Below are 24,020 nucleotides of genomic sequence, written 5' to 3' on the forward strand. Positions count from 1 at the left end.
ATGCTCTCCTGATGAAAATTATTATTCTTCGCTATGATTGACGATCAAATCATAAAGCTCCTCCTTAGTTTGCGAATTGATAAGCTTATCCACGGTGTCATCGTCACCGAGGGCGATCGATATTTTAGCCAGTACCCGGATATGACCTGCACCGCTGTCAGCATCTTTGACGGCAAAAAGAATAACCAGTTTGACGTCGGAACTGTCCATCGTTTCCCAGTCGACAGGGGAGCTGAGTTTGGCAACCGCAATACGGGTTTCTTTCACCCAGGATGATTTCCCATGCGGGATCGCAATCTGGTTTTCAAATCCAGTGGAACCCAATTCCTCGCGCGCCAGTACATCATGGATAAAACCGGCCTTATTGGTGATTACCTGCTCGGAGTAAAGACAATCTGTCATTTTCTCAATAACTTCGAGTTTGTCTTTAGCAACCAAATCGGTCAGCACACAGGAACGGCTTAACAAATCTGCGACCACAATTTTATCGAGCATCACATTTCTCCTTACGGGTTATATCGGTTCCCAGGCATTCAACAACGCGAGCAATATCATTTCTGGAAAAGAGCGCCGAAACATAGGCGACAGGCAATTCAATATCGTCTAAGCGAATGGTGGAAATAATCAGATCGCAGTGCTGGCTTTGCAGTGTCTGTTTGAGACGGGCGCCAGGGACAATGTCGATAATCTCCCATTCGGGAAAGGCACGATTAATACGGCTGGATAACAGTTGTGAAGTGCCGATACCACTGGAGCAGACCAGAATGACCCGTTTTTTTGCTTTGGTTTTTTCCAGCGCGTTCTGAATATAGATAGTCAGCCAGGCAATTTCGTCGTCAGAAGGCAGAGCAAGATGCTGCTCCTGATGGATCGCGAATGCGGTTTGTTTCACCGCCGTAAATACCTGATTAAATTCGTTACGGATCTCTTCCAGCAACGGATTATGGATAACAATCCCGTAAACCAGACGGTTCAACATCGGTTTTATATGGGAAGCCAGCGCTTTTTTTAATCCACTATCACGGGAAAAATCGATATCCAGTGAGGCGGAGAGTCGGTTAACCAGCAAACCGGCATATTCCATCGCGGTGCAATCATGAGGGTTATTCTCAGTTTCTGTCACGGTGACAGGGTGCATGCCAGATGAAATAATATATTGGTAAATATAATTGACTTCGATAGCCGGAAAACGGGTTTGGTATTCATTTTCCAACCAGAGGATAGCATTTTCGGCAATGCGCCATTCCCGGTTATCGTAACGAATAAAAACCGTTTGTTCCGCCACATTTCTGCCGGGATGTAAGTTGCGGCGCAGCGTGACCAGCAGATGAGAAAATAAGTTCGTGTAATAAGGCTCACTGATTGAACCTTGCAATTCTTCCTCAATGAGGGCAATCAGGTTCATACAGTTGGCAACATTTTCCTGACCAAACTCAGTAATAAGTTGCACCCTGGAAAAACGGTCGATGCGGCTGTCGGTCATCTGATAATTGCTCAGCACGCTATGGGTAATAATCTCTTTCAGTGCCATTCTGATGTTATAATCGGTTCCGGAAATAAAAGTTCCTGAATGGTTTTTTCTGATCGCAAGGGAAAACTTTTCAATCCAGATTTCAATCTTTTTCAAATCTTCAACGATAGATGAACGACTGATAAAATATTTTTCCGCCAGTGCACTGATGGATAAAGGATCGGGCGAATCTGAGAGTAAATCGGTGGTCATGCTGATCAGCCGCTTACTTTTCAGAATGCCGAGCATGGCATCATCGTTAGTATCATGTGGTACGGAAAGGGTACTACTAACATCTAATTTCAATCCCAGTCCCGGTTTGCTGATAACTTTATTGTTTCCCAGGTAATACAAGTTAATCACTTCCACATCACGACGGATGGTACTGATAGAAATATTGAGCTGTTGCGCCACCTCGGTCATCGGCAACCAGCTATTCTCCAGTGCCAGTAAGTTAACTAACTCTATTTGTCTTTTGTTGAGCACTGTCATTGTTATCCTCTGCGCAGAATTTATGTCGGTGCTGGCTCTGTGGTTGTTATAGCCAGAAATCAGGAGGGGAGAAATACCAAAACATGAACGGAATATGTTCAAAATGATGAACACAGTTAAATCAGAATAATAATGTCAGGGCATTGCCGGGTAGACACTAATGGATGATGGCGAATTTATTGCCAGTGAGATCACATAAATATTTCGACAAGGAATTAGAATTGGGAGTTACTTCACAGAATATAAGTCCGTAACGGCACGATTTATCGCGCCGTTACGTAAAGGGGGACTAGCTGCTGGCGTTTTTCCCCTCCAGGCTGATAAACAGATTTTCCGGCACGCTGAAAATCACCTCCAGCGCATCGCCGCGGTGAAGGGGGGAAGGGACGAGTGGGTATGGGTGCTCGTTGAGTTTCAGGCTGCTCTGAGCGTCATGTTCTCGCCACGATCCGACACCTTTCAGTGCCAGGCCATCTTTACCCGGTGTCGCGAAGATGCGCAGGGTTTCAACATTATTATCCTTGAATACAGAACTCTTAATTACGTTAGGAACTATCATCTCCGTGATTTTTTTATTATTACAACCAATAAGAATCAAACAGCACAGCAACGCACCCAACACCGGCCAGTTGTTCATTTTCCTTGCCCTTATCAATTAACTACCGGGTTAAATATGCATCACGAATTCAGTTTAAATACTGATTGCCCGCAATTTTTATGGCGGGAGTTAACTTTTTCAACTTTCGTTAAGGTTTCGTTTAATGTCTTCTGCGCGATGGAGCCAGGCTGGATGGAATATTAAAGATCAACAATCCTGTGACATAAAAAGCGATCTCCTCATCATAATAAAACAATAAAATAATTATAACTTGTTGTATTTTAAAGTTTTATTTTGTTTTCGCGTTGAGGGTTTAAAAGAGTTATAAAATCTGAAAATTTCTAAATATTGTCGGATTAGAATTTTCTTATCGTGATAATAATTTACCTTTGTGACTAGCTTTGGGTGAATTACCTGCGGATTTAAAACTGAGAAAAACATGATATTGGTCATCGCGATGGCTGGAGATTTTATTAAAGTGTGATTTTTATTTTGGTCATAATTTATTGATTCAGTCCCACGGGGTAATTATGAATGTCATTCCTTTTACCATGAGGCGAACGGATTCCGCCGAGCGTCCCTGGTATCAACAAGACAGCGCAGCCGCGTTCTCTGCATTTAACAGTTGTCCACAAGGATTAAGCGGTGAAGAGGCGCAGCAGCGACTGCATACTCAGGGTCCAAATATTCTGCCGCAGAAGCGCGAGAAATCGGTGTTGATGCGTTTTATCGCCCATTTCAAAGATGTGCTGATTTATATTCTGCTGGCGGCGGCGCTAGTTACGGCCATGATGGGCCACTGGGTCGATACCTTTGTCATTCTCGGCGTTGCTGTCATCAACGCACTGATTGGATTTATCCAGGAAAGTAACGCCGAGAAGTCATTGAAAAGCATTCAAAATATGCTGTCGAACGATGCCATTGTGCTGCGTGAAGGATTACAGGCTACCGTTGCCACGCAGAATATCGTGCCGGGTGACGTGGTCATGCTGCGGCCTGGCGACAAAATCCCGGCCGATTTGCGCCTGTTTGAAGTCCATAATTTGCGGGTTGAAGAGGCGATTCTGACCGGTGAATCCACCGTGGTGTCAAAAAGCACCGCGGCGCTGGAAGGTGAGAAATCCCTGGGTGATCGGCTCAATCTGGCGTATTCGGGCACTACGGTAAGTTCTGGAACGGCGATGGGTGTCGTGATCGCCACTGGTGGCGATACCGAGTTAGGCCATATCAATGCGATGATCTCCTCGATTGAGGAAGCCAAAACACCGCTGCTGGTGCAAATCGATAAACTGAGTAAAGCGATTTTTGCCATCATCCTGTTGATGATGGTGGCGCTGTTTGTGTTTGGTTTTTTGCTGCGCGACATTCCTCTGGGGGAACTGCTGCTGTCGGTAATCAGCCTCGCGGTGGCAGCGGTGCCGGAAGGGTTGCCGGCCATTATCTCCATCATTTTGTCGCTGGGTGTGCAATCAATGGCGCGCAATCAGGCGATTATTCGCAAGTTGCCGACGGTGGAAACACTGGGTGCGATGTCCGTTATTTGTTCAGACAAAACCGGCACTCTGACCATGAATGAGATGACGGTGAAAGCGGTGGTACTGGCGGATAGCCAGTGGCGTATCAGCGGCAACAGCTATGAACCACAAGGCGAGTTTCATCCTGTTATCAGCGCCAGTGGTCATGCTGCGGGAGAAGATAGCGTGTTGCAGGCCTTTCTCGGTGCTGTCGATCGCTGCAATGAAAGCCAACTGCGCCAGGACGAACAGGGTCACTGGGGGGTCATTGGTGGCCCCACCGAAGGTGCGCTGAAGGTGCTGGCCGCGAAAGCGGGCGTGAAGTCTGATGCGATTGAAGTGGTTAGCAAGCTGCCGTTTGATTCTCTCTACAAATATCAGGCGGTGAGTGCGGTGATGGATGGGAAACCTTGCATCCTGCTGACCGGTGCGCCGGATGTGTTGCTGGCGCTGTGCCAGCAGCAGCAGGGAGAGCAGGGCGTTGCGGCGATCGATCGGGATTATTGGGAGAACGCCATCTCGACGTACGCCAGCGAGGGGTTGCGTACCGTGGCGGCGGCCTGGCGCTGGTTGCCGACCGTGAAGCATCGACTCGACCATGAGGATTTGCGCGAGGGTATGACGTTGTTGGGGTTGGCATGCATGATGGATCCGCCACGCCCGGAAGCGATTACCGCCATCCGCGACTGCCAGCAGGCGGGTATCCGCGTGAAGATGATCACCGGCGATCATCAGGAAACGGCGATGGCGATCGGGCAGATGCTGGGTATTGGCAACAGCACTGCTGCGGTGACGGGTTATCAACTGGAACATATGGATGATGCCGCGTTGGCGCAGGCAGCACAGGAATACGACATCTTTGCTCGCACCAGCCCGGAGCATAAGTTACGGCTGGTGAAAGCGCTGGCAGCGAGCGGTGAAATTGTCGGTATGACCGGCGATGGCGTCAATGATGCCCCGGCGCTGAAGCAGGCCAATGTCGGTATTGCTATGGGGATCAAAGGGACAGAAGTGACCAAAGAGTCAGCTGATATGATCCTCGCCGATGACAACTTCGCTACCATCGCGGCAGCGGTGAAGGAGGGACGTCGGGTGTATGACAATCTGAAGAAAACCATCCTGTTTGTGATGCCAACCTGTTTTGCTCAGGGGTTGCTGATCATCATCGCAATCTTAATGGGTAACCTGTTGCCACTGACGCCGGTTCAGATTCTGTGGATGAATATGGCGACCTCTGCCACGCTTTCGTTTGGTCTGGCGTTTGAGCCTGCGGAACAGAACATCATGCGGCGGCCGCCACGCAATGTGCGCAGCAATGTGATGGATGGATTCGCCATCTGGCGTGTGCTGTTTGTGGGGCTGCTGATCTCAGTCAGTGCTTTTATGCTGGAAGCCTGGTTGCAACCGCGTGGTTACAGCCCGGAGTTTATTCGCACCGTATTGTTGCAGATGCTGGTGACCGCGCAGTGGGTGTATATGCTTAATTGCCGCAACAGCGAGGGCTTCTCACTGGATGCTGGTTTGCTGAAGAACCGGGGAATCTGGCTGGTGACGCTGGTGTTGATCCTGCTCCAGGCGCTGATCATCTATGTTCCGCTGATGAATACCCTGTTTGGCACCCAGCCGTTACCGTTGAAATACTGGTTTATCGCGTTGGCGGTCAGTGCCGGGATTTTTGTGCTGGTGGAAATTGAAAAACGCCTGACGCGCGGCTGGCGCACATCAGGCGATAAGGTCATGACGAGTTAACGTTTAAGTCGGGTGCCAGACGGCACCCGCTATCAGTCGCGCTGCTTCCCTTCCTCAATAAACTCTTCATCAATCTCTTCCACGTTGTCACGGTTATCGCGTCCGGAAAGCAGGTTCCAGCAGGCGATAAACAGCGCGGCAATTAACGGACCGATGACAAAGCCGTTGATACCGTAAACTTCCATGCCACCCAGCGTGGCAATCAGAATCAGATAGTCCGGCATTTTGGTGTCTTTACCCACCAGCAGCGGGCGCAGAATATTGTCCACCAGACCGACCACCACCACAAAGAAGCCAACAAGGAACAAGCCTTTCCACAGCGCGCCGGTAGCGAAGAAGAAAATGGCGGCGGGCACCCAAATGATCGCCGAACCAATTGCCGGAATGAGCGAGAGAAATGCCATTAACGCGCCCCACAGCAGGCTGCCATCGATATCAGTGATCCAGAATGCCAATCCACCCAATACCCCTTGTACCACGGCGACCACCACAGTGCCTTTCACCGTCGCGCGAGACACCGCCGCAAACTTCAACAGCAGATGGTGTTTGACATAGGTGGAGAGTGGCAGCGCCTCTAAAATCAGGCTTACCAGCCAGGCACCATCTTTCAGCAGGAAGAACAGCAGATACAACATCACACCAAAACCGACAGTAAAGGTGAAGGTGCCTTTACCGATGATGAACACGCTGCCCGCCATATACTGGCCGCCCTTCAGGGCAAAGCCGGAGAGTTTTTCCTGGATTTGCGTGGCATTGTTCAGATGATGTTCAGACAGATAATTACGTGCCCACGCTGGCAAATGTTGGAACAGGTCGGCAAAGACCGTCGGAAACTGCGATGAGTTGTTTTGCAGTTTGGTGTAGACGGTATTGAGCTCCACCACCAGCGATGAAGTGACGATAGCCAGCGGTGTGAAGACGATTAGGCAGATGATCAGCAATGTCACCAGCGAGGCCAGGCCATTACGATCCCCCATTTTTTGCCGTAACACGGATTTCAGTGGATGGAAAATCACCGCCAGAATCGCTGCCCATAAAATGGCGGAGAAGTAAGGGGTGAGCACGTCAAAAAACGCCACCGTGACAATCGCCAGGATGACGATGAAAAAGCCGATATTCAAACCTTTAACTTGCATCAATACGTCTCTTTAAAAAGGGGAACGCATGAACTATAGAAGGTCTGGTGATGAGCGTCACATATTCGGCAGAACAGCCGCGTGATTTATCGCGCGATGTGGAATCTGTAGATGTCCTGATTTGTCCCTGTAGTGTCTGCCTGCGATCTGGTCATAAACGATTGCAGCAGCGATGATGGATTTTTTCGTACAGGAGAACACCATGCTGGAACTGCGTCCTAACTGTGAATGCTGCGATAAAGATTTGCCGCCGGAGTCAAGAGAAGCGCATATCTGCTCGTTTGAGTGCACCTTCTGCATTGATTGCGTCACCGGGGTACTCGATGGACATTGCCCGAACTGTGGCGGAGAGCTGGTACGCCGTCCGATACGACCCGCAGCTAAGTTACTGCGTTATCCGGCATCGACGACACGCCATCTGGCAACAAGGTAAATACCAGTGATGAGGTATTCAACAGGTAATTATCCGTTCCGGTATACAGAAGTAAAAACAAAAGAAGTCTCCGCTCGCACTTCCCGGGCAGAATAATCTGATCGCATCAGTTATTTCTAATAACGCTAATATTGAATTCTGTATTAATCACGGTTTGGTATTAATTGGTTTTTTGTGGGATTTTACGGCTTTCGCCAGATGAAAATTATCCATGAAAGCTGTGTTTCGTTAAGAAATGCTGATAGTCAAGAGAGTGTTTTTTATTTACATGTTTGATTTTGATTGTTTTTTTATGCGGAGTGACCTGATATGTCTGATAATGTCGTGATAGCAAGAAATATCTTGTTGGCTACTCTGGTCAGAGCACAGACCTTATTTAAAAGTATTTAATTCTGTGCAGAGGATTATTTACCTCAGCATCTAACTCCTTACGTATTTTTCTGAAAAAAAGTCATTTTTAAAAGAATTTTTCATTTTGAAATGGTATTGTTTACCGGCAATGCTAGTGATGTGGCGTTGTGTGCTTCAGTTTTACCCTCGCTTTTGTAGGGTTACCCCTCTTTATGCAATAAATGGAAATTGATTCCTCCCGATCTTCGCGATCGGGTTTTTTCCATGGATTACTCTCTCCGTAGAATGCTGCATTTTCGGTCCATTTAATGTCACGCCTGACACAAACGTTAAGAAAGCGATAATTCGAGGTAATATATTGTAAGTCGGTAGTTTTTTAGGAGTTTTGGAAATGCGCTTTTGCCTCCATATCATTAATAGTATCGCTTAACGGCGCTATCACTGCCGTTATCCCTGGAGGTAACACCATGAAAAAAACAACATTGACTTTAGTCGCTTCGCTTATTGCATGCAGCACATTGATTTCCAGCGTTTCCTGGGCTGACGGCCCCGGTGACCAGCGTTGGCAGCAACACGGTGGTAACCAACATCAGGACCACGGTAATGGTCCGGATCGTGGTGGTAATCGTGGCCCTGACCACGGCAACAACCGTGGCCCTGATCGCGGCGCAGATCGTGGTCCTGGCCGTGGCAATGATCATTATGCTGGACGTCCGATGCCGCAAGGCCATCACGGTGGTGATCGCTTCGCCTGGAACGGCCATGATTTCCGTCGTGGTTACCCGGCGCCGCCGGAATTCCGTGGCCCGCATTATCGTGTCGATGACTGGCGTGGACACGGCCTGTATGCACCGCCACGCGGTGAATATTGGTCGTATATCGACGGTAACTACGTCCTTGTAGCCGCCGCCACCGGTATCATCACCGCAATTCTGCTGAATAACGCCTTCAACTAATCCTGCCGACGGATGGCCATTGCCATCCGTCTTTTCGCTGTTTTCTCCTCCCCGCCAGGTTATCCTCTATAGCGATCTGTTTTCCTTTCAATGCGCTAAGGAGTCATGATGGCCGTGGTAAAAATGGTGGCGGTAGATATGGACGGCACCTTTCTCGACGACAAAAAACAGTACAATCGCGCACGTTTTCACGCCTGTTACACCCAACTGAAACAACGTGGCATCAAATTCGTGGTCGCCAGCGGCAACCAATATTATCAGCTCAAATCCTTCTTCCCTGAGATCGCCTGCGAGATCGCCTTTGTGGCGGAGAATGGCGCGTGGATTATTGACCGGGATGAGGAGTTGTTCTGTGGGGCGTTTTCGCGTGATGACGTTCATGCGGTGATGGATACGCTACAGCGTGGTCACTATCCCGATCTGAAGTATTTGATTGCCGGTCGTAACAGTGCTTACTACTTCACCGATGCCGATGAGTCATGGCTGACGAAAATGCGGCACTATTGTCATCGCCTGAAGGCTATCGATAGCCTGAGTGATACCGGTGACGATAAGTTGTTTAAATTTGCGCTCAATCTCTCCGACGACTATGTGTCGATTTTAATGGCTGATATTGAACGCTTACATCATGGTGCCGCAGCGGCGACGTCCAGCGGGCATGGGTCGGTTGATTTGATTGTGCCGGGTCTGCATAAGGCCAACGGATTACGCCTGTTGCAGACGCGTTGGGGCATTGCCGATGAGGAAGTGATGGCGTTTGGCGATGGTGGCAACGACCTCGAAATGTTGGTGCAATCTGGTTTCAGCTTTGCCATGCAGAATGCGCCGCAGCGTGTGAAGCTGGCGGCACGTTATCAGGCACCGTCCAATAATGACGAGGGCGTGTTGCAGGTCATTGAGCAGATGCTGGCAGGGCAGGGGCCATTCCACGCCTGAACGCATATCCGGGACGAAACGGCGCGATAAATCGCGCCGTAACGGATCATGCAATCTGCCAGGCTGCCGCGATCATGTCAGTCAACGTCTCTTTGGTGTAGCTGACCCAGCCGTTTTTACTGTTGGCTCGCGCCACAATCCACTCAACTTCCGTCGCTGTCAACGTTGGGCCGCCCTGCCAGAACGGCATGATGGCGTGCTGTTGCAGCCAGGCTTTTAACGCCAGTGCCGGTGGTGCCGGATCATCCGGCAGCAGTTGTTGCGCCAGTTGCGCCATCAGTTGCTGCTGCTCGGGATGTTCGCTTTCGGCCAGCACATCGAGGAACGGAAACAGCAGACGTCCACAGACTTCGCCATGATGGAAAGGCTTAATCGCCCCCAGCTCCCCGGCGATACCGTGAATCACCCCCAATCCGGCGCTACTCAGGCAGACGCCGCCCAGCCATGACGCCATCATCATCGCTTCGCGGGCATTATCACCTGTCTGATCGGTGCGATTCAGTGCGGGCCAGGCTTGAAAGAATAAGCGCAAGCCGCTTAATGCCATCTGCTGGCTGAACAGATTACCTTTGCGCGATAAATAGGCTTCAAACAGATGGGTAAAAGCGTCAATGGCGCAGGTGGCCAGGACAGGGTCTGGCGTCCCTTTGAGTAGATCGGGATCGAGAATTGCCACCTGCGGCACAAACACCGGGTGGCGCAGTGAGGCTTTCACCTGGATATGTTGTTGGTCAGTCACTACCGCGTTTTGTGTCGCTTCGCTGCCGGTGCCAGCCGTGGTCGGAACTGCAATCAGCGGCAATGTGGCAGGCTGTACCGGCGTATCACCCACTTTCTCCAGATAGCGCGCGGTGGGTAGCGGATGTTGCATCATGGCGCTGAAGGCTTTGGCTGCGTCCAGCACGCTGCCGCCACCGATCGCCACCACACGATCAACATGGCCGCGCCAGCGATTGACCCAGCCATCAATTTCATCTGGCGAAGCCTCATGGCTGACGATCTCATAGCCGAGGATGTTCTCGTTGAGCGCTGCCCCGAGGCGCGCCCAGGTAGGGCCGTTCAGAAACGAGCGACCACAGAACAACAACGTCGGCTGCGGATTGGCGGCCAGCAACGGCACCAGCCGATCAATACTGCCTCGGGCAAACAGGGTTTGTTGATTACTGTACAGCTCGATCAGATTCTCACTCACCTGCACATCCTTTTTCATGGGCGGAAAGACCTTAGTGTAACCAAAACCCTTCCTGCTGCCGGGGCAAACATTCTGATAACCAGTGGGTAAAAAGTTGATCACCTTCTCAAATCCGAAATTCACCCGGCGCAGCAGGTGATTTCTTCATCGTGTTACCCTTAACATGATACCGGTAACAATATGCGACGCTATGTAACAACATATCAAACGCTGCTTTATCCATCGTCCTCAGGACTTATCACAACAAACCGCTGCCGGTGAAAGATCTGGCAAAAAGTGGAGAAAAATTATGCCATTACTCTACGTGGCTATCGGGGTGGCGTTATTGCTGCTGCTGATGATTCGTTTCAAACTGAATGGGTTTATTGCGCTGATTCTGGTGGCGTTGGCCGTCGGTATGATGCAGGGCATGCCGGTCAACAAAGTGATTGGATCGATCAAAACGGGTGTCGGCGGCACGCTGGGTAGTCTGGCGCTGATCATGGGTTTTGGTGCCATGCTGGGCAAACTGTTGGCTGACTGTGGCGGGGCGCAGCGCATTGCGACCACGCTGATCGCTAAATTTGGTCAAAAACATATTCAGTGGGCGCTGGTACTGACCGGTTTTACCGTCGGTTTCGCCCTGTTCTATGAAGTGGGCTTTGTGCTGATGCTGCCGCTGGTGTTCAGCATCGCGGCCTCAGCGCGCGTTCCATTGTTGTTTGTCGGTGTGCCGATGGCGGCTGCGCTGTCTGTCACCCACGGTTTCCTGCCGCCGCATCCGGGGCCAACCGCCATTGCCACCCTGTTCAATGCTGACATGGGTAAAACGTTGTTGTTCGGTACCCTGCTGGGCATTCCTACCGTCATTCTGGCGGGACCGGTGTATGCACGTTTCCTCAAAGGCATTGATAAACCCATTCCGGAAGGACTGTGGAACCCGAAAACCTTCAGCGAAGCAGAAATGCCGGGTTTTGGTGTCAGCGTTGCGACGGCTCTGGTACCGGTGATCCTGATGGCTCTGCGTGCGGTGGCGGAGATGGTACTGCCGAAAGGCCATGTGGTGCTGCCTTACGCAGAGTTCTTTGGTGATCCGATCATGGCAACGCTGATTGCGGTGTTGATTGCGATCTTCACTTTTGGCCTGAACCGCGGACGTAGCATGGATGAGGTGATGGGCACGCTGAGTGACTCGATCAAAATCATCGCGATGATGCTGCTGATTATTGGCGGTGGCGGGGCATTTAAGCAGGTGCTGGTGGACAGCGGCGTGGATAAATACATCGCCAGCATGATGCATGAAACCAATGTCTCTCCGATCTTTATGGCGTGGTCCATTGCGGCTGTCCTGCGTATTGCGCTGGGTTCTGCCACCGTGGCGGCGATTACGGCAGGCGGCATTGTGGCTCCGCTGATTGTCACCTCCGGTGCAAGCCCGGAACTGATGGTGATTGCCGTTGGCTCGGGCAGCGTGATTTTCTCCCACGTCAACGATCCGGGATTCTGGTTGTTCAAAGAGTATTTCAACCTGACTATCGGTGAGACCATCCGATCCTGGTCAGTGCTGGAGACCATCATTTCGGTCTGCGGTCTGGTGGGTTGTTTGCTGCTGTCGATGGTGATTTGATGTGGAAACGCTGAGGCGTTAAGCCTCAGCGTGGGGCGGCCTACTGCGCCAGGGCGCGGAACGCCGCCAACTCTTCTTCAGGCATACCTGCCTGCAATGCCGCCTGGCAAATTTTTTCCCAACTGTTGCTGTCGAGCGGAATGCCGTCGCGCTCGCGTTCCAGACGATTACTCTCTTCCCATTCGCCCGGCACCATAATCGGTGCATCGCCACTTTGTGGTGAGCGTTTCACCCAATTGAGGAAAGCCTCCGCTTCCTGCTGCATCGCCGGGGCATCGAAGGCTTCCGGGTTGACGATGATGGTGGTCATGCAGTTGAAGATGGCGTCATGACAGGTCACCAGCGTCTCTTCATGGGTGGTGCGGCCACCAGAGAGCGCACCGCCGAGGATTTCACACATGGTCGCCAGCGCATAGCCTTTATGCAGGCCAAATGGCAGCAGTGAACCATACGGCTCCTGATGCATCACGCCCGGTTCGGTGGTGGCTTTGCCCTGATGATCGATGAGATAGCCTGCGGCTACCTGCTGCTCTTTGTTCCAGGCGACACGGGTTTTACCGAAGGCAATGCCACTGGTGGCGAAATCCAACAGCAACGGTTTGCCATTGCTTCGTGGGAACACGGCGCAGAACGGATTGGTACCGAAACGGCGGTCGCTGCCGTTGAATGGCGCCACCATCGGGTCGCCCGCAACGTTGACGAAGTGAAAAGAGACAAACCCGGCAGCCGCACACTGTTCCGCCCAGTGACCAATACGTCCGATATGGTGTGAGTCATGCAGGCCCACAGCAGCGATACCAAATTTACTGGCGCGTTCAATCCCCAATTGCATCGCTTCCCATGCGGCAACCTGACCAAAGCCGTTATGGCCGCTCAAGGTAATGACCGCGCCAACATCCTTTTCGATAGTGGTGTGCTGGTTAAGTTGTAAAAAGCCCTGCGAGAGCGAAACCATATAACTGGGAATCATGCCTACGCCATGCGAATCGTGGCCGGCCAGATTTGCAGCGACCAGATGATCGGCCACCAGTCGTGCTTCGTCGGCGCTGCTGCCAGCATGCAACCAGATAGCCTGCACAAACTGATGAAGAGGGGAAGACGGAATACGATGAAGGGCACTCACGCGGTTGATCTCCTTGAAAAATGGAGACTCCATCCTGCGACGATTGCGTAATAACGGCAAGTGAGGATTATGCAAAGCAAAGGGCCACAAACCGTGGCCCAAAAACTCAGTGCGGTTGTTCAAATCCCGCTTTTACCATTTGATCTCGCAGCGCGCGAGTAATCTCACGGTTACCACCGGTGACAGGATAAATGACATTGTTGACGACATCGTCAAGATAATGCTCTTTAAACTCCTGCATGGTGAGCTGCGTGCCACCTTCATCGTTTATGGCAATGCTGCCACTGATATGATTGCCATAGTCCTTTGCCTTAAGGCTATAACGTCCCATGCTGGTATTTATCGTGCTCATAGAATCTCCTTGTTACTTAGGCAGTGATAACAATTGAGGCCTGCTACAGGCGCTGTAAGTTTAGACAGTGCTGAGGCGGAGAACGAAGCGGCAAACTTAAGAAAAATCTTCAGCTGCGATCCCGGTCGCAGAAATAATCTTCAGGTAAACGAAACGACAGCAAGATGGCGTGACAGGCATCGCACCTGGCAGCAAGGGTAGAATTTTCGTCTATACTGGAGTGAGCAGGCGCTATTTATGACGTAACAAGGAGCTGAAAATGAAAATAATCCTGTGGATCATCGCTATCATCTTCATTGTTGGACTCTTGACGATTACTGGCGTGTTTAAATTGATTTTCTGACGCTATCTGGCACCTGCGGGTACCGCTTCAGACTCAATCTGCATTGGTGAATGCCGCAGGAAAAGTACGAGGTATCGGCAGAACCACATCCCGCAGATTTAGCGGTTTGCGGCAGGCAGCACAGCAGGCTCCGTGATGCTGCTCTCGGGTTAGCTTGGTACCGTTCAATGTATAAAAGAATCGTGCGCATCCACAACGGCTACAACGGATAGTCATCAGCATTCCTCCTCATCTCCTTCCTGGAACCCTGAGATTTATCTCATTCCCCGCATCAGTTCAAACAATAAATTTCGTTAATTTATTTACGTTATCAACAATCAAATCCAGCTTGCTGAAAATTAAGCAATTTTAAGCAATTGCCAACAGGGCAGGAGTGCACATTTTATCAATGGCGATAATGCCGGTTTCGTTTATCTCTTGTTCCAGTTATCTCATCGCATTATCGGTAACATGCACCCTTCATGCGTCTGACCATGAAGACGATCCCTGGATCAATCCAGATAATGCCTGGAGAGTATCAGGTCCATTTTTATTATGCTTTTCAGGTAATAGCATTAATTTTAGGCAGATTTCAGATAAGTGTCTGATGTCTTGCCATCATAAGAATTGTGTTACAGGAATGATTGTTGTGAATCGGTACGTTTCTACAGCCTTTGCCGGCTGTTTTTTGATCGTTGCGGGCGTTTCTTCTGCTCAGGCTGACACCACCACGCAGGCTATCAAGTCTGGCTGGAATACTTTCACTGACAATGTGGCCCAGACATGGTCGCAGCCACAAAACTATGACTTCTACTTGCCTGCCATTACCTGGCATAACCGCTGGACCTATGATCAGGAACATATCGACAGGTACAATGAGCGGCCCTGGGGCGCTGGCGGTGGTATCTCTCGTTGGGATGACAAAGGGAACTGGCATGGCCTCTACCTGATGGCGTTTAAGGACTCATTTAACAAATGGGAACCGATCGGCGGCTACGGTTGGGAAGCTACATGGCGTCCTCTGAGGGATGATAATTTTCACTTTGGCGCAGGCTTCACGGCCGGTGTAACGGCCAGGGATAACTGGAACTATATCCCGATTCCGGTTTTGTTGCCGATGGCTTCAGTGGGATATGGGCCTGTTACCTTTCAAATGACTTATATTCCAGGCACTTACAACAATGGAAATGTCTATTTTGCCTGGTTGAGATTTCAGTTCTGACCTGGGAAGACGGATGAAAAGTGTAAAGGCTGACGAAAAAGGCGATATTTATCACTTTTTCATCAATTCGCACTGGACAAATGTCACCGCAATTGCTGTACTAGGCGCCGACACAGTTTAGTGTCCATTTTTCATGTAAAGGTAATATAGATGTCCAAGATCAAAGGTAACGTTAAGTGGTTTAATGAATCTAAAGGATTCGGTTTCATTACTCCTGAAGATGGCAGCAAAGATGTATTCGTACACTTCTCTGCTATCCAGAGCAACGGCTTCAAAACTCTGGCTGAAGGTCAGCGCGTTGAGTTTGAAATCACCGACGGCGCTAAAGGCCCATCTGCTGCTAACGTTATCAGCCTGTAAGTTAACACGCAGAATTCTAAAAACCCGCCTTCTGGCGGGTTTTTTTATGCCTGCCACCAAATAATGGCCCAGGCAATGATGGCGAAACTGCTGATGGTGATTGCCAGCATTTCATCCATTGTACGGGGTATCATACTCTTCATGATTTCTGCCTCCTGTAAGCTCCAGGTCAGGATGGCAAAGCAATATTAACGCATCCTTAAGCCCTGATGACAGGCGCATGATAGGGCACGATCTGCGGGGTAACTCACAGATAATTCTCGTAACATCCCCATAACAATCCTTACTTGCAGCTTTTTTGCTGGCAACGCTATATAACAGCTGGAAATGGATTAATGAGGAGGCTGGATGAACATACGTCAGGCACAGGCGAAAGACAGTTTTGCTCTGAGTGCCCTGCTCACTGAACTGGGTTACGCAGGTACGGAAGAGTTTATTGATTCACGTTTAGCACAGCTTTCCAGCCATCCGGATGAAGTCTTGCTGGTGGCGGAGCATGGTACGCAGGTCCTCGGATTTCTCTCGCTTCATTTCATTCCGCAACTGGCGCTGGCCGGCGATTTCGCCCGTATCAGCTACTTTTGTATCGCGGAAGGTGAGCGCAGTAAGGGGAGTGGTCAGCAATTGCTTAACTATGCCGAACAACTGGCGCGTGAGCGCGGCTGTGACCGGATGGAGGTGCACTGCCACGCATCACGCCTGAAAGCTAACCAGTTTTACGCGCGTGAAGGTTATGTCGAATCCCCACGCTATCACATCAAAGATCTGGGTTAAGGTTAATTTCCCGTCCGGATGCAATCACCAGCGCGTCAGCAATACTGTCAAGTTGTTGCAAAGGGAACATAGCAGTGCTGACGCGGATAAATTGTTCGGCATTGATACTGTAACGTTCACCTGGCACGGCGGCGATTCCTCGGGCCGCCAGCGTAATCATGGCATATTGTTCTGACGCTACCGGAATATACAGACTCAGGCCATCGCGATCGGTCAGCGCCAGCCCGCGTGCCAGCAGGGCGTTCAACAACTGCTGACGACGTTCACGATAGATTGTTTTCGCCTGCGCCACTTGCTGCTGGGTGGTGGTGTCTGTCAGCATCCACGCCACCGCATCCTGCAAAATTCGGCTGGTCCAACTGACGCCGAAGTTACGCCAGGCCTGAATACGCTTCACCAGTTCTGCGGGGGCGGAGAGTACGGCCAGTCGCAAATCCGGGCCATAGGCTTTGGAAAACGAATGCACATGCACCACGCGTTCAGGAAAGTGGAAACCCAGGCTCCACACCGGCCAGCGAGACAGATCACCAATCCCGTCATCCTCAACGATCAGCGTTTTGCTATTGGCTAACACGCGCGCGAGTTCAGCGCTGCGTTGCTGCGTCACGGTATGCCCAGTGGTCGAATGGGTGCGGGGTTGGTAGATAAACATCGCCGGGGATTTATGCAGGTGTGCGGCTAAGGCAGAAGGGATGGGGCCCTGTTCATCGCATGGCAGCGGCAGAATTTCTGCGCCAATGTTATCCAGCATATCCAGCAAACGGGTTGCGGTGGGATCTTCGAGCACCACCCTGTCGCCAGGCGACAGCAGCGTCTGCACGATGACATTCATGGCATCAAAACCGCCATCCGTCGCCAGCCATGACTCCGCCGGGTAGGGCCAGCGCGGCTTAATCGCTGCCAGCAACTGCGGTGAAATGGCTTCACGATGGTAACTATTCAACTGGGGTGATTGAATGCCCGCCAGCATCGCCGCATGCAGATTCGGCAACAGCGCCGGATCGGGGGAGGCCATCGCCAAATCTGCCTGAATGTTATCGCCGTAGTTGCCGATTTTCTCAAAGCGAATCGGTCGCGGCATCACCGTATTACCGCACACCCAGACGCCGCTACGCCCTTTACCCGCCAGCACTTTTTGTTTTTTTAACTGTGACCAGGCTGCCGAGACCGTCGCCGGGCTCACTCCCAGCAGTTCCGCCAGCTCGCGCACCGCGGGCATTTGCATGCCTACGGCAATCTGACCATCGCGAATTAAGGTGGAAGCGGTGAGCGTGATGCCCTTTACCGACGCATCGGTAATTTGCGCGCTGAACCAGTCGATATCTACCGTTTGCGTCATAAGAAAAACCTTTGTTCAGTAACAAAGTATTTATTGTTCAGATTAGTATTCCCGATTTAGTATCAAATTCAAGCACTATTTGCTGAATAACTAAACGCAGCGTGGCTGCACACGGGGAAACGACGAATATGGTAACCATCAGACTGGCGGTTCGTGACTGGGATTACTTCACACCGCTGGCACTCGGCGACATCAAGCCGGAAGGATTTCAGCTGGAAATTGACCGCGTCGGTACGCTGGTTGATAACCTTGGCACCAGCGAAAAATATGACGCGGGCGAAGTCTCGTTCAGCCGTTATGCCCAGGCGCGTGCCAAAGGCGATACCTCGCTGCTTGGTCTGCCCCATTTTCTGATGCGTGGCTTCCGCCAGCGCTGCATCATCACCACGGCGGATAGCCCGATCACGACGCCAGCCCAGCTGAAAGGGAAGAAGATTGGTGTCACCGGCTGGCAGGACTCCGGCAATACCTGGACACGCACCGTACTGCGCGAAGCCGGGGTCGGCATTGATGACGCATACTGGTTTGCGGGCCGTCTGACGGCGGATCATCCGATTGTTGATCGTCTGGCAGGCTTTGGGCGTCCGGGACGCATTGAAGTGGCTCCGGGTGAACGTCCTCTGATTGAACTGCTGAAGGCCGGTGAGCTGGATGCCGTCTTCACCCCCTTTATGCCGGAAGGTTTCTTCCTGCCGGGATCGGGCCTGCGCCAGTTGCAGCCGGATTTCGCCAGCGCCGAGCGTGATTACTTCAACCGTGTGGGCTATGTCCCGGGGATCCATATTCTGGCAATGAAACCGGCGCTGGCAGCGGAACATCCGTGGCTGCCGCAGGCATTGAGTGAGATTATCGATCGTTCGTACCAGCTGTGGATGAAGAAACGCGAGAAATATGCCGACACCACGCCGTGGTTACTGGATGATTTGCGACGTACCGCGCAGGAATTACCGGCCGACTGGAATCAAAACGGATTTACCGCTAACAAAAAGATGATTGCGGATTTCGCCAGTGAGCTGTTCGAACAGGGCTTAACCAAAACATTGCTGACGCCGGAAGCGATTTTCCCGGCGGCGGCTCAGGGGGAGTGATGATGAAAGTTGCGATGGGACAATTTGCGGTCAGCCGCGAATGGCAGGAAAACACCGATATTTGCATTGGTTTGATGAACAAAGCGTTGGCGGGTGGCGCGGATTTGCTGGTGCTGCCGGAAGGTGTGCTGGCGCGTGATATCGCCGACCCGGATCTGGTACTGAAAGCGGCGCAACCGCTGGATGGTCCGTTTGTCACACAACTGCTGGCCGCCAGTAAAGGCAATAATCTGACGACCATGATGAGCGTGCATGTCCCGACTGAAGGACAGAAAGCGCTGAACGTGCTGATTGCTATCCGCAATGGCGAAATCATTGCCGAATACGAAAAACTCCACCTTTACGATGCTTTTGCCATGCAGGAGTCACAACGCGTCAATCCTGGTCATGTCATACCGCCGCTGGTTGAGGTTGCCGGTATGAAAGTGGGCCTGATGACCTGTTATGACGTGCGCTTCCCGGAGCTGGCACGCCGCCTGGTGCTGGATGGCGCTGATGTACTGGTGCTGCCCGCGGCCTGGGTGAAAGGGCCGCTGAAGGAGATGCATTGGGAGCTGCTGACCACCGCCCGCGCGCTGGAGAACACCTGCTACATGGTAGCGGTAGGCGAATGTGGCCCGCGCAATATCGGTAACAGCCTGGTGATTGACCCACTCGGCGTGGCGATTGCGAAAGCGCCTGAATCAGCGGCATTGGTGTTCGCCGACCTCGATCCACAACGTATCGCTTACGCACGCAGCGTTTTGCCGGTTCTTGAGAACCGCCGTTTTGCCCGACCTGAATTGAATACACACTGACAGCACTGGGAAACTCGAGCATGAAAAAAATCACAACTGCAATCGCGCTGGCTTTAGGGCTGACGGCATCGTTCGCCCAGGCTGCTGACGCTATTCCAAGCCAAAAAGTGGATCAGGCGCTGCATGACCGTCTGCCTGCTGAGATTAAAAGCGCGGGCAAAATGATCGCCGTGAATAACGGATCTTTTCCTCCGTATGAGATCGTCAATGGCCCGCACTCAATGGACGGTGCATCTGCCGATCTTGCCAACGCGCTGGGTCAATTGCTCGGGGTGAAAATCGAACATGCGACCGTTAGCGGTCTGTCTGGCGTGCTGACCGGGATTAACTCTGGTCGTTACCAACTGGCGATTGGTCCGATTGGTGATTACCCGGACCGTCAGGAAAAAGTCGACTTTATCGATTTCGTGCAGGAGTTTGTGGTGTTCGGCGTGCAGAAAGGCAACCCGGCGAAGATCAATGGTCTGGAGGATACCTGCGGCAAGCGTATCGCGGTGATGGCGGCGGGGTCTGCTGAACAGGTGATCCGCAAGCAATCCGATGCCTGTGTGGCAGCGGGTAAACCGGCGGTTGTGGTGCAATCCTTTACCGATCAGCCTTCTTCGATCCTTGCCGTGCGTTCAAAACGTTCTGATGCGTTCTTCTCATCACAGGCACCGCTGACGTACTTCGTTGAGCAGGCGAATGGTCAGTTGGAGTTGTCCGGCAAAGGCCAGAAAAACGGCTTTGGCGATATCTTCCAGGGCACCGTTGTGCCGAAAGGTTCTGAGTTGGGTAACGTGGTGCTGGATGCTTATAAGGAGCTGTTCAGCAACGGGACTTATGCAGCCATCATGAAGAAGTGGAAGCTGGACGGAAACATGTTGCAGGCACCAGGGCGTAACCTGGCGAAAGGGGCGGCAAAATGAGTTTGAACACCAACGATTCGCGAGCCAGGGATAAGGCCGACGTGCAGCAGCGCGACGTGGCTTTTGCCCGCAGCGCGCCCACATATGGACGCTGGGTCTCATGGATTGTGGTGCTGGTGATCGCCTCCAACTTTCTCTGGCTGGTGGCGACCAACCCAAACTTTGAGTGGTCCGTGGTGTTGAAATGGTTCACGGAAGCCTCGGTATTGAAGGGGTTGCAGGTCACGCTTGGACTGACGGTGGTGTCGATGATCCTCGGCACGTTGTTGGGTCTGCTGTTGGCGGTGTGGCGTCTGTCGGAGAACAAACTGTTAAGCGGCATCTCATCGCTCTACATCTGGTTTTTCCGCGGTACGCCGTTACTGGTGCAATTGATCTTTTGGTACAACCTGTCAACGTTGTTCCCGACGCTGTCGATTACCGTTCCCTGGACCGGTATTACCTTTGCCAGCTGGAACACCAATGATCTGATCACCCCGTTAACCGCAGCGATTGCCGGGCTGGCATTGAACGAAGCGGCCTATATGGCGGAGATCATTCGTGCTGGTTTGCTGTCGGTGGATAACGGCCAGGTGGAAACCACCCAGGCCTTTGGTATGAGCCGGACGCGGGCACTGCGTCGCATCATTATTCCGCAGGCGATGCGTTCCATCATTCCACCGACCGGCAACCAGCTAATCAGCATGATCAAAGCCACCTCGCTGGTGAGCGTGATTGCGATGGGCGATCTGCTTTATTCGGTGCAGGCGGTGTACAACCGTACCTTTGAAATCATTCCGATGCTGATGGTGGCGGTGATTTGGTATCTGATCATCACCTCGATTCTGAATGTCGGTCAGTCGGCGATCGAACGTTACTATGCTCGCGGAACCAAACGCACGGTGGTCGCGCCCAAACGCCGCACACAGGGCGAGGATATCGGTCGTGGTGCCCTGGTGCAGAAGGAGGATGTATGAGTCACGTTCAGCCGCTGGTGCGCGCCCGCAATGTGCAGAAAAGTTATGGTGACAATGAGGTGCTGAAGGGCATCGACCTCGATGTGTTTCCGGGGGAAGTGGTGGTGATCCTCGGGCCGTCGGGTTCGGGTAAATCGACCTTTCTGCGCTGCATTAATCATCTGGAAGATATGAACGCCGGTTCAATCATGGTTGGTGAGGAACAAATTGGCTATGAGCTGAAGAAAGGCATTTTGCATCGCCTGTCGCCACGCAAGATTGCCCACCAGCGCCAGAAGATTGGCATGGTGTTTCAGCAGTTCAATCTTTACCCGCATATGACGGTGTTGCAGAACATCATTGAAGCGCCGATTGGCGTGCACAAGTTTCCGCGTCAGCAAGCGTTACAGCATGCCCGCGAGTTGCTGGCTACCGTGGGGTTAAGTGATAAAGCCGATGCCTGGCCGCGCCATCTGTCGGGCGGTCAGCAACAGCGTGTGGCGATTGCCCGTGCGTTGGCAATCAAACCCGCGCTGATGCTGTTTGATGAACCCACCTCGGCGCTTGATCCTGAGCTGGTGGGTGAAGTACTGGCAACCATGCGCACGCTGGCGGATCAGGGGCTGACGATGATTGTCGTCACCCATGAAATTGGCTTTGCTCGTGAAGCCGCTGACCGGGTAGTATTTATGGACGGTGGCGTGGTGGTGGAGCAGGGCAGCCCGGAGCAAGTGATAGGTAATCCGCAGCACCCGCGTACCCAGGCGTTTTTGAGCCGTTTTATCTGATCAAGGATTGGGGACACCCTGTAGCGGTGCGATTTATCGCGCAATATCCGGTGCACGATTTATTGCGCGATAAATCGCGCCGCTACAAATGTGTGCCGTCCTGATCTTAATCTGTTACAGATTGCAGTTGAGCCGCTAAGCTTTCTGCGCGTAAATAACAGTCACCGTTTTTCGCTAAGGTTGAAAGGTTAATTATGGAAGGTATCAGTATTGCCAAACTGCTGATCATCGGTGCTCTCATCGTACTGCTCTTTGGCACCAACAAGTTACGTTCACTGGGTGGCGATCTGGGTTCCGCAATCAAAGGCTTCAAAAAAGCCATGAAAGATGATGAATCCACCGCAACCAAAAGCACTGCTGAAGAAGCACCAGCAGAACGTGTCACCCATAAAGAGTAATCTTTACGGCTAACGTCAATAAGTGTAAAAATTTATTACGTTATAAAAAAACCAGACTGTCGCCAGTCTGGTTTTTTGTTTTGTGTCGCGCCGCTACGAATTTACTTCACTTCCAATCCTTTAGCCTGCATGTCTGCATGGTAAGAGGAGCGCACAAACGGGCCACAGGCCGCGTGGGTGAAGCCCATTGCCATCGCTTCTTCTTTCATCTCATCAAACTCTGCCGGGCTAACGTAGCGCTGCACTGGCAGGTGGTGACGGCTTGGTTGCAGATACTGACCCAGCGTCAGCATGGTGACGCCATGACGACGCAGATCGCGCATCACTTCAATGATTTCCGCATTGGTTTCGCCCAGACCGACCATCAGACCGGATTTGGTCGGCACGTTCGGATGCGCTTCTTTAAACCGTTCCAGCAGCTTGAGTGACCACTCGTAGTTCGCACCCGGACGCACCTGACGGTAGACGCGTGGCACGTTTTCCAGATTGTGGTTGAACACATCCGGTGGGGTGGCGGTAAGGATTTCCAGCGCACGATCCATGCGACCACGGAAATCGGGTACCAGAGTTTCAATCTTAATTGACGGGCTTTTTTCGCGAATGGCGCTGATGCAGTCGGCGAAGTGCTGGGCACCGCCATCGCGCAGGTCATCGCGGTCCACTGAGGTGATAACCACATAACGCAGCGCCATATCGGCGATGGTTTGTGCCAGTTTTACCGGCTCGTTGGCATCAGGGGCATTCGGGCGACCATGTGCCACGTCGCAGAACGGGCAGCGACGGGTACAGATAGCCCCAAGGATCATAAAGGTAGCGGTACCGTGGTTAAAACATTCTGCCAGGTTAGGGCAGGACGCCTCTTCACAGACCGAATGCAGGCCATTCTTGCGCATCGCAGCCTTGATGCCCTGAATACGGCTGGAATCCGCAGGAAGTTTGATCTTCATCCACTCCGGCTTACGCAGAATCTCCTCGCGTTCGGTGACCACGGTTTTCACCGGAATCAGCGCCATTTTGTCGGCATCGCGATACTTGACGCCACGTTCCATCTGAATTGGTTTACTCATAAATCTGCAGGTTCCGGTCGGGATTGCGATTTGAAAGCTTCCTCACTCAAACTGAGAACCAGGCTTTCAACTTT

General features: G+C 51.9%; 23 protein-coding genes. 14 read left to right on the forward strand and 9 right to left on the reverse strand.

Going from position 1 to position 24,020, the window contains the following annotated elements; translation table 11 throughout:
* Positions 1–21: 21 nt before the first annotated feature.
* The 3 genes from L579_RS00475 to L579_RS00485 all read right to left on the reverse strand — a co-directional run bounded on the left by L579_RS00475 (position 22) and on the right by L579_RS00485 (position 2,639).
* Positions 22–495 carry a PTS sugar transporter subunit IIA gene (locus L579_RS00475; RefSeq protein WP_021182341.1) on the reverse strand — a complete coding sequence of 158 codons (474 nt, stop codon included), beginning with the start codon at positions 493–495 and terminating at the stop codon, positions 22–24.
* Positions 485–2,002, reverse strand: a complete 1,518-nt coding sequence (locus L579_RS00480; protein ID WP_021182342.1) for a BglG family transcription antiterminator — start codon at positions 2,000–2,002, stop codon at positions 485–487. Before L579_RS00480 ends, L579_RS00475 begins: the two co-directional genes overlap by 11 nt.
* Positions 2,003–2,291: 289 nt before the next feature.
* Entirely contained in the window at positions 2,292–2,639 is a 348-nt protein-coding gene (locus tag L579_RS00485; RefSeq protein ID WP_021182343.1) for a hypothetical protein, read from the reverse strand.
* Between the two features lie 491 nt (positions 2,640–3,130).
* On the opposite strand from L579_RS00485, the gene L579_RS00490 reads away from it, so the two are divergent.
* The gene (locus L579_RS00490) at positions 3,131–5,863 is read left to right on the forward strand and encodes a cation-transporting P-type ATPase (RefSeq protein WP_021182345.1); all 2,733 of its coding nucleotides are present in this window, start codon (positions 3,131–3,133) and stop codon (positions 5,861–5,863) included.
* 32 nt (positions 5,864–5,895) lie between these two features.
* Here the strand turns inward: L579_RS00490 and L579_RS00495 are convergent, their stop codons facing one another.
* A complete protein-coding gene (locus tag L579_RS00495; protein ID WP_021182346.1) occupies positions 5,896–6,999 on the reverse strand; it encodes an AI-2E family transporter in 1,104 nt (367 codons plus the stop codon).
* Positions 7,000–7,201: 202 nt separating this feature from the next.
* On the opposite strand from L579_RS00495, the gene L579_RS23100 reads away from it, so the two are divergent.
* The 3 genes from L579_RS23100 (at position 7,202) to L579_RS00505 (ending at position 9,675) form a co-directional block, all read left to right on the forward strand.
* Positions 7,202–7,432, forward strand: a complete 231-nt coding sequence (locus L579_RS23100; protein ID WP_071783553.1) for a DUF1272 domain-containing protein — start codon at positions 7,202–7,204, stop codon at positions 7,430–7,432.
* A gap of 818 nt (positions 7,433–8,250) precedes the next feature.
* A complete protein-coding gene (locus L579_RS00500; protein WP_021182348.1) occupies positions 8,251–8,739 on the forward strand; it encodes an RcnB family protein in 489 nt (162 codons plus the stop codon).
* Between the two features lie 108 nt (positions 8,740–8,847).
* The gene (locus L579_RS00505) at positions 8,848–9,675 is read left to right on the forward strand and encodes a Cof-type HAD-IIB family hydrolase (RefSeq protein WP_021182349.1); all 828 of its coding nucleotides are present in this window, start codon (positions 8,848–8,850) and stop codon (positions 9,673–9,675) included.
* 46 nt (positions 9,676–9,721) lie between these two features.
* On the opposite strand, the gene L579_RS00510 is transcribed toward L579_RS00505, so the two are convergent.
* Positions 9,722–10,990: an iron-containing alcohol dehydrogenase gene (locus L579_RS00510; protein ID WP_036624409.1), complete on the reverse strand. Its 1,269-nt coding sequence runs from the start codon at positions 10,988–10,990 to the stop codon at positions 9,722–9,724.
* A 166-nt stretch (positions 10,991–11,156) separates the two neighbouring features.
* On the opposite strand from L579_RS00510, the gene gntT reads away from it, so the two are divergent.
* The gene (gntT, locus tag L579_RS00515) at positions 11,157–12,473 is read left to right on the forward strand and encodes a gluconate transporter (RefSeq protein WP_021182351.1); all 1,317 of its coding nucleotides are present in this window, start codon (positions 11,157–11,159) and stop codon (positions 12,471–12,473) included.
* Positions 12,474–12,513: 40 nt separating this feature from the next.
* Here gntT and L579_RS00520 read toward each other — a convergent pair whose 3' ends face one another.
* Together L579_RS00520 and L579_RS00525 are read right to left on the reverse strand one after the other, a co-directional pair.
* On the reverse strand, positions 12,514–13,596 hold the full coding sequence (locus L579_RS00520) for a malate/lactate/ureidoglycolate dehydrogenase (RefSeq protein ID WP_021182352.1): 1,083 nt from the start codon (positions 13,594–13,596) through the stop codon (positions 12,514–12,516).
* 106 nt (positions 13,597–13,702) lie between these two features.
* Positions 13,703–13,948, reverse strand: a complete 246-nt coding sequence (locus tag L579_RS00525; protein WP_021182353.1) for a hypothetical protein — start codon at positions 13,946–13,948, stop codon at positions 13,703–13,705.
* Between the two features lie 971 nt (positions 13,949–14,919).
* Here L579_RS00525 and pagP point away from each other — a divergent pair.
* The 3 genes from pagP to L579_RS00540 all read left to right on the forward strand — a co-directional run bounded on the left by pagP (position 14,920) and on the right by L579_RS00540 (position 16,626).
* A complete protein-coding gene (pagP, locus tag L579_RS00530) occupies positions 14,920–15,492 on the forward strand; it encodes a lipid IV(A) palmitoyltransferase PagP (protein ID WP_369758259.1) in 573 nt (190 codons plus the stop codon).
* Positions 15,493–15,642: 150 nt separating this feature from the next.
* Positions 15,643–15,852, forward strand: coding sequence for a transcription antiterminator/RNA stability regulator CspE (gene cspE, locus L579_RS00535; RefSeq protein WP_006118399.1), 210 nt, complete (start codon positions 15,643–15,645; stop codon positions 15,850–15,852).
* A gap of 348 nt (positions 15,853–16,200) precedes the next feature.
* Positions 16,201–16,626: a GNAT family N-acetyltransferase gene (locus L579_RS00540; protein WP_021182355.1), complete on the forward strand. Its 426-nt coding sequence runs from the start codon at positions 16,201–16,203 to the stop codon at positions 16,624–16,626.
* Here the strand turns inward: L579_RS00540 and L579_RS00545 are convergent.
* Positions 16,610–17,965, reverse strand: coding sequence for an aminotransferase-like domain-containing protein (locus tag L579_RS00545; protein WP_021182356.1), 1,356 nt, complete (start codon positions 17,963–17,965; stop codon positions 16,610–16,612). The two genes, L579_RS00540 and L579_RS00545, sit on opposite strands and share 17 nt — an antisense overlap.
* 128 nt (positions 17,966–18,093) lie before the next feature.
* Here L579_RS00545 and L579_RS00550 point away from each other — a divergent pair, with 128 nt between their 5' ends.
* From L579_RS00550 to tatE, 6 genes are all read left to right on the forward strand, one after another.
* Positions 18,094–19,053: an ABC transporter substrate-binding protein gene (locus tag L579_RS00550; RefSeq protein ID WP_021182357.1), complete on the forward strand. Its 960-nt coding sequence runs from the start codon at positions 18,094–18,096 to the stop codon at positions 19,051–19,053.
* 2 nt (positions 19,054–19,055) lie between these two features.
* Entirely contained in the window at positions 19,056–19,850 is a 795-nt protein-coding gene (locus tag L579_RS00555) for a deaminated glutathione amidase (protein ID WP_013508240.1), read from the forward strand.
* Between the two features lie 20 nt (positions 19,851–19,870).
* Positions 19,871–20,758, forward strand: a complete 888-nt coding sequence (locus tag L579_RS00560; RefSeq protein ID WP_021182358.1) for an ABC transporter substrate-binding protein — start codon at positions 19,871–19,873, stop codon at positions 20,756–20,758.
* Positions 20,755–21,714: an amino acid ABC transporter permease gene (locus tag L579_RS00565; RefSeq protein ID WP_036624417.1), complete on the forward strand. Its 960-nt coding sequence runs from the start codon at positions 20,755–20,757 to the stop codon at positions 21,712–21,714. The genes L579_RS00560 and L579_RS00565 overlap by 4 nt, the downstream gene beginning before the upstream one ends.
* A complete protein-coding gene (locus L579_RS00570; RefSeq protein WP_021182360.1) occupies positions 21,711–22,481 on the forward strand; it encodes an amino acid ABC transporter ATP-binding protein in 771 nt (256 codons plus the stop codon). The genes L579_RS00565 and L579_RS00570 overlap by 4 nt, the downstream gene beginning before the upstream one ends.
* A 194-nt stretch (positions 22,482–22,675) precedes the next feature.
* On the forward strand, positions 22,676–22,879 hold the full coding sequence (tatE, locus tag L579_RS00575) for a twin-arginine translocase subunit TatE (RefSeq protein WP_021182361.1): 204 nt from the start codon (positions 22,676–22,678) through the stop codon (positions 22,877–22,879).
* Between the two features lie 101 nt (positions 22,880–22,980).
* Here tatE and lipA read toward each other — a convergent pair whose 3' ends face one another.
* On the reverse strand, positions 22,981–23,946 hold the full coding sequence (gene lipA, locus L579_RS00580) for a lipoyl synthase (protein ID WP_021182362.1): 966 nt from the start codon (positions 23,944–23,946) through the stop codon (positions 22,981–22,983).
* Between the last annotated feature and the right edge of the window lie 74 nt (positions 23,947–24,020).

The sequence above is a fragment of the Pantoea sp. AS-PWVM4 genome (assembly GCF_000468095.1).
GTDB lineage: Bacteria > Pseudomonadota > Gammaproteobacteria > Enterobacterales > Enterobacteriaceae > Pantoea > Pantoea phytobeneficialis.

What these genes read in the sequence shown, in the direction of transcription:
- L579_RS00475 (WP_021182341.1), bottom strand. Translation starts at nt 495, where the DNA reads ATGCTCGATAAAATTGTGGTCGCAGATTTGTTAAGCCGTTCCTGTGTG.
- L579_RS00480 (WP_021182342.1), bottom strand. Translation starts at nt 2,002, where the DNA reads ATGACAGTGCTCAACAAAAGACAAATAGAGTTAGTTAACTTACTGGCA.
- L579_RS00485 (WP_021182343.1), bottom strand. Translation starts at nt 2,639, where the DNA reads ATGAACAACTGGCCGGTGTTGGGTGCGTTGCTGTGCTGTTTGATTCTT.
- L579_RS00490 (WP_021182345.1), top strand. Translation starts at nt 3,131, where the DNA reads ATGAATGTCATTCCTTTTACCATGAGGCGAACGGATTCCGCCGAGCGT.
- L579_RS00495 (WP_021182346.1), bottom strand. Translation starts at nt 6,999, where the DNA reads ATGCAAGTTAAAGGTTTGAATATCGGCTTTTTCATCGTCATCCTGGCG.
- L579_RS23100 (WP_071783553.1), top strand. Translation starts at nt 7,202, where the DNA reads ATGCTGGAACTGCGTCCTAACTGTGAATGCTGCGATAAAGATTTGCCG.
- L579_RS00500 (WP_021182348.1), top strand. Translation starts at nt 8,251, where the DNA reads ATGAAAAAAACAACATTGACTTTAGTCGCTTCGCTTATTGCATGCAGC.
- L579_RS00505 (WP_021182349.1), top strand. Translation starts at nt 8,848, where the DNA reads ATGGCCGTGGTAAAAATGGTGGCGGTAGATATGGACGGCACCTTTCTC.
- gntT (WP_021182351.1), top strand. Translation starts at nt 11,157, where the DNA reads ATGCCATTACTCTACGTGGCTATCGGGGTGGCGTTATTGCTGCTGCTG.
- L579_RS00525 (WP_021182353.1), bottom strand. Translation starts at nt 13,948, where the DNA reads ATGAGCACGATAAATACCAGCATGGGACGTTATAGCCTTAAGGCAAAG.
- cspE (WP_006118399.1), top strand. Translation starts at nt 15,643, where the DNA reads ATGTCCAAGATCAAAGGTAACGTTAAGTGGTTTAATGAATCTAAAGGA.
- L579_RS00540 (WP_021182355.1), top strand. Translation starts at nt 16,201, where the DNA reads ATGAACATACGTCAGGCACAGGCGAAAGACAGTTTTGCTCTGAGTGCC.
- L579_RS00545 (WP_021182356.1), bottom strand. Translation starts at nt 17,965, where the DNA reads ATGACGCAAACGGTAGATATCGACTGGTTCAGCGCGCAAATTACCGAT.
- L579_RS00550 (WP_021182357.1), top strand. Translation starts at nt 18,094, where the DNA reads ATGGTAACCATCAGACTGGCGGTTCGTGACTGGGATTACTTCACACCG.
- L579_RS00555 (WP_013508240.1), top strand. Translation starts at nt 19,056, where the DNA reads ATGAAAGTTGCGATGGGACAATTTGCGGTCAGCCGCGAATGGCAGGAA.
- L579_RS00560 (WP_021182358.1), top strand. Translation starts at nt 19,871, where the DNA reads ATGAAAAAAATCACAACTGCAATCGCGCTGGCTTTAGGGCTGACGGCA.
- L579_RS00565 (WP_036624417.1), top strand. Translation starts at nt 20,755, where the DNA reads ATGAGTTTGAACACCAACGATTCGCGAGCCAGGGATAAGGCCGACGTG.
- L579_RS00570 (WP_021182360.1), top strand. Translation starts at nt 21,711, where the DNA reads ATGAGTCACGTTCAGCCGCTGGTGCGCGCCCGCAATGTGCAGAAAAGT.
- tatE (WP_021182361.1), top strand. Translation starts at nt 22,676, where the DNA reads ATGGAAGGTATCAGTATTGCCAAACTGCTGATCATCGGTGCTCTCATC.
- lipA (WP_021182362.1), bottom strand. Translation starts at nt 23,946, where the DNA reads ATGAGTAAACCAATTCAGATGGAACGTGGCGTCAAGTATCGCGATGCC.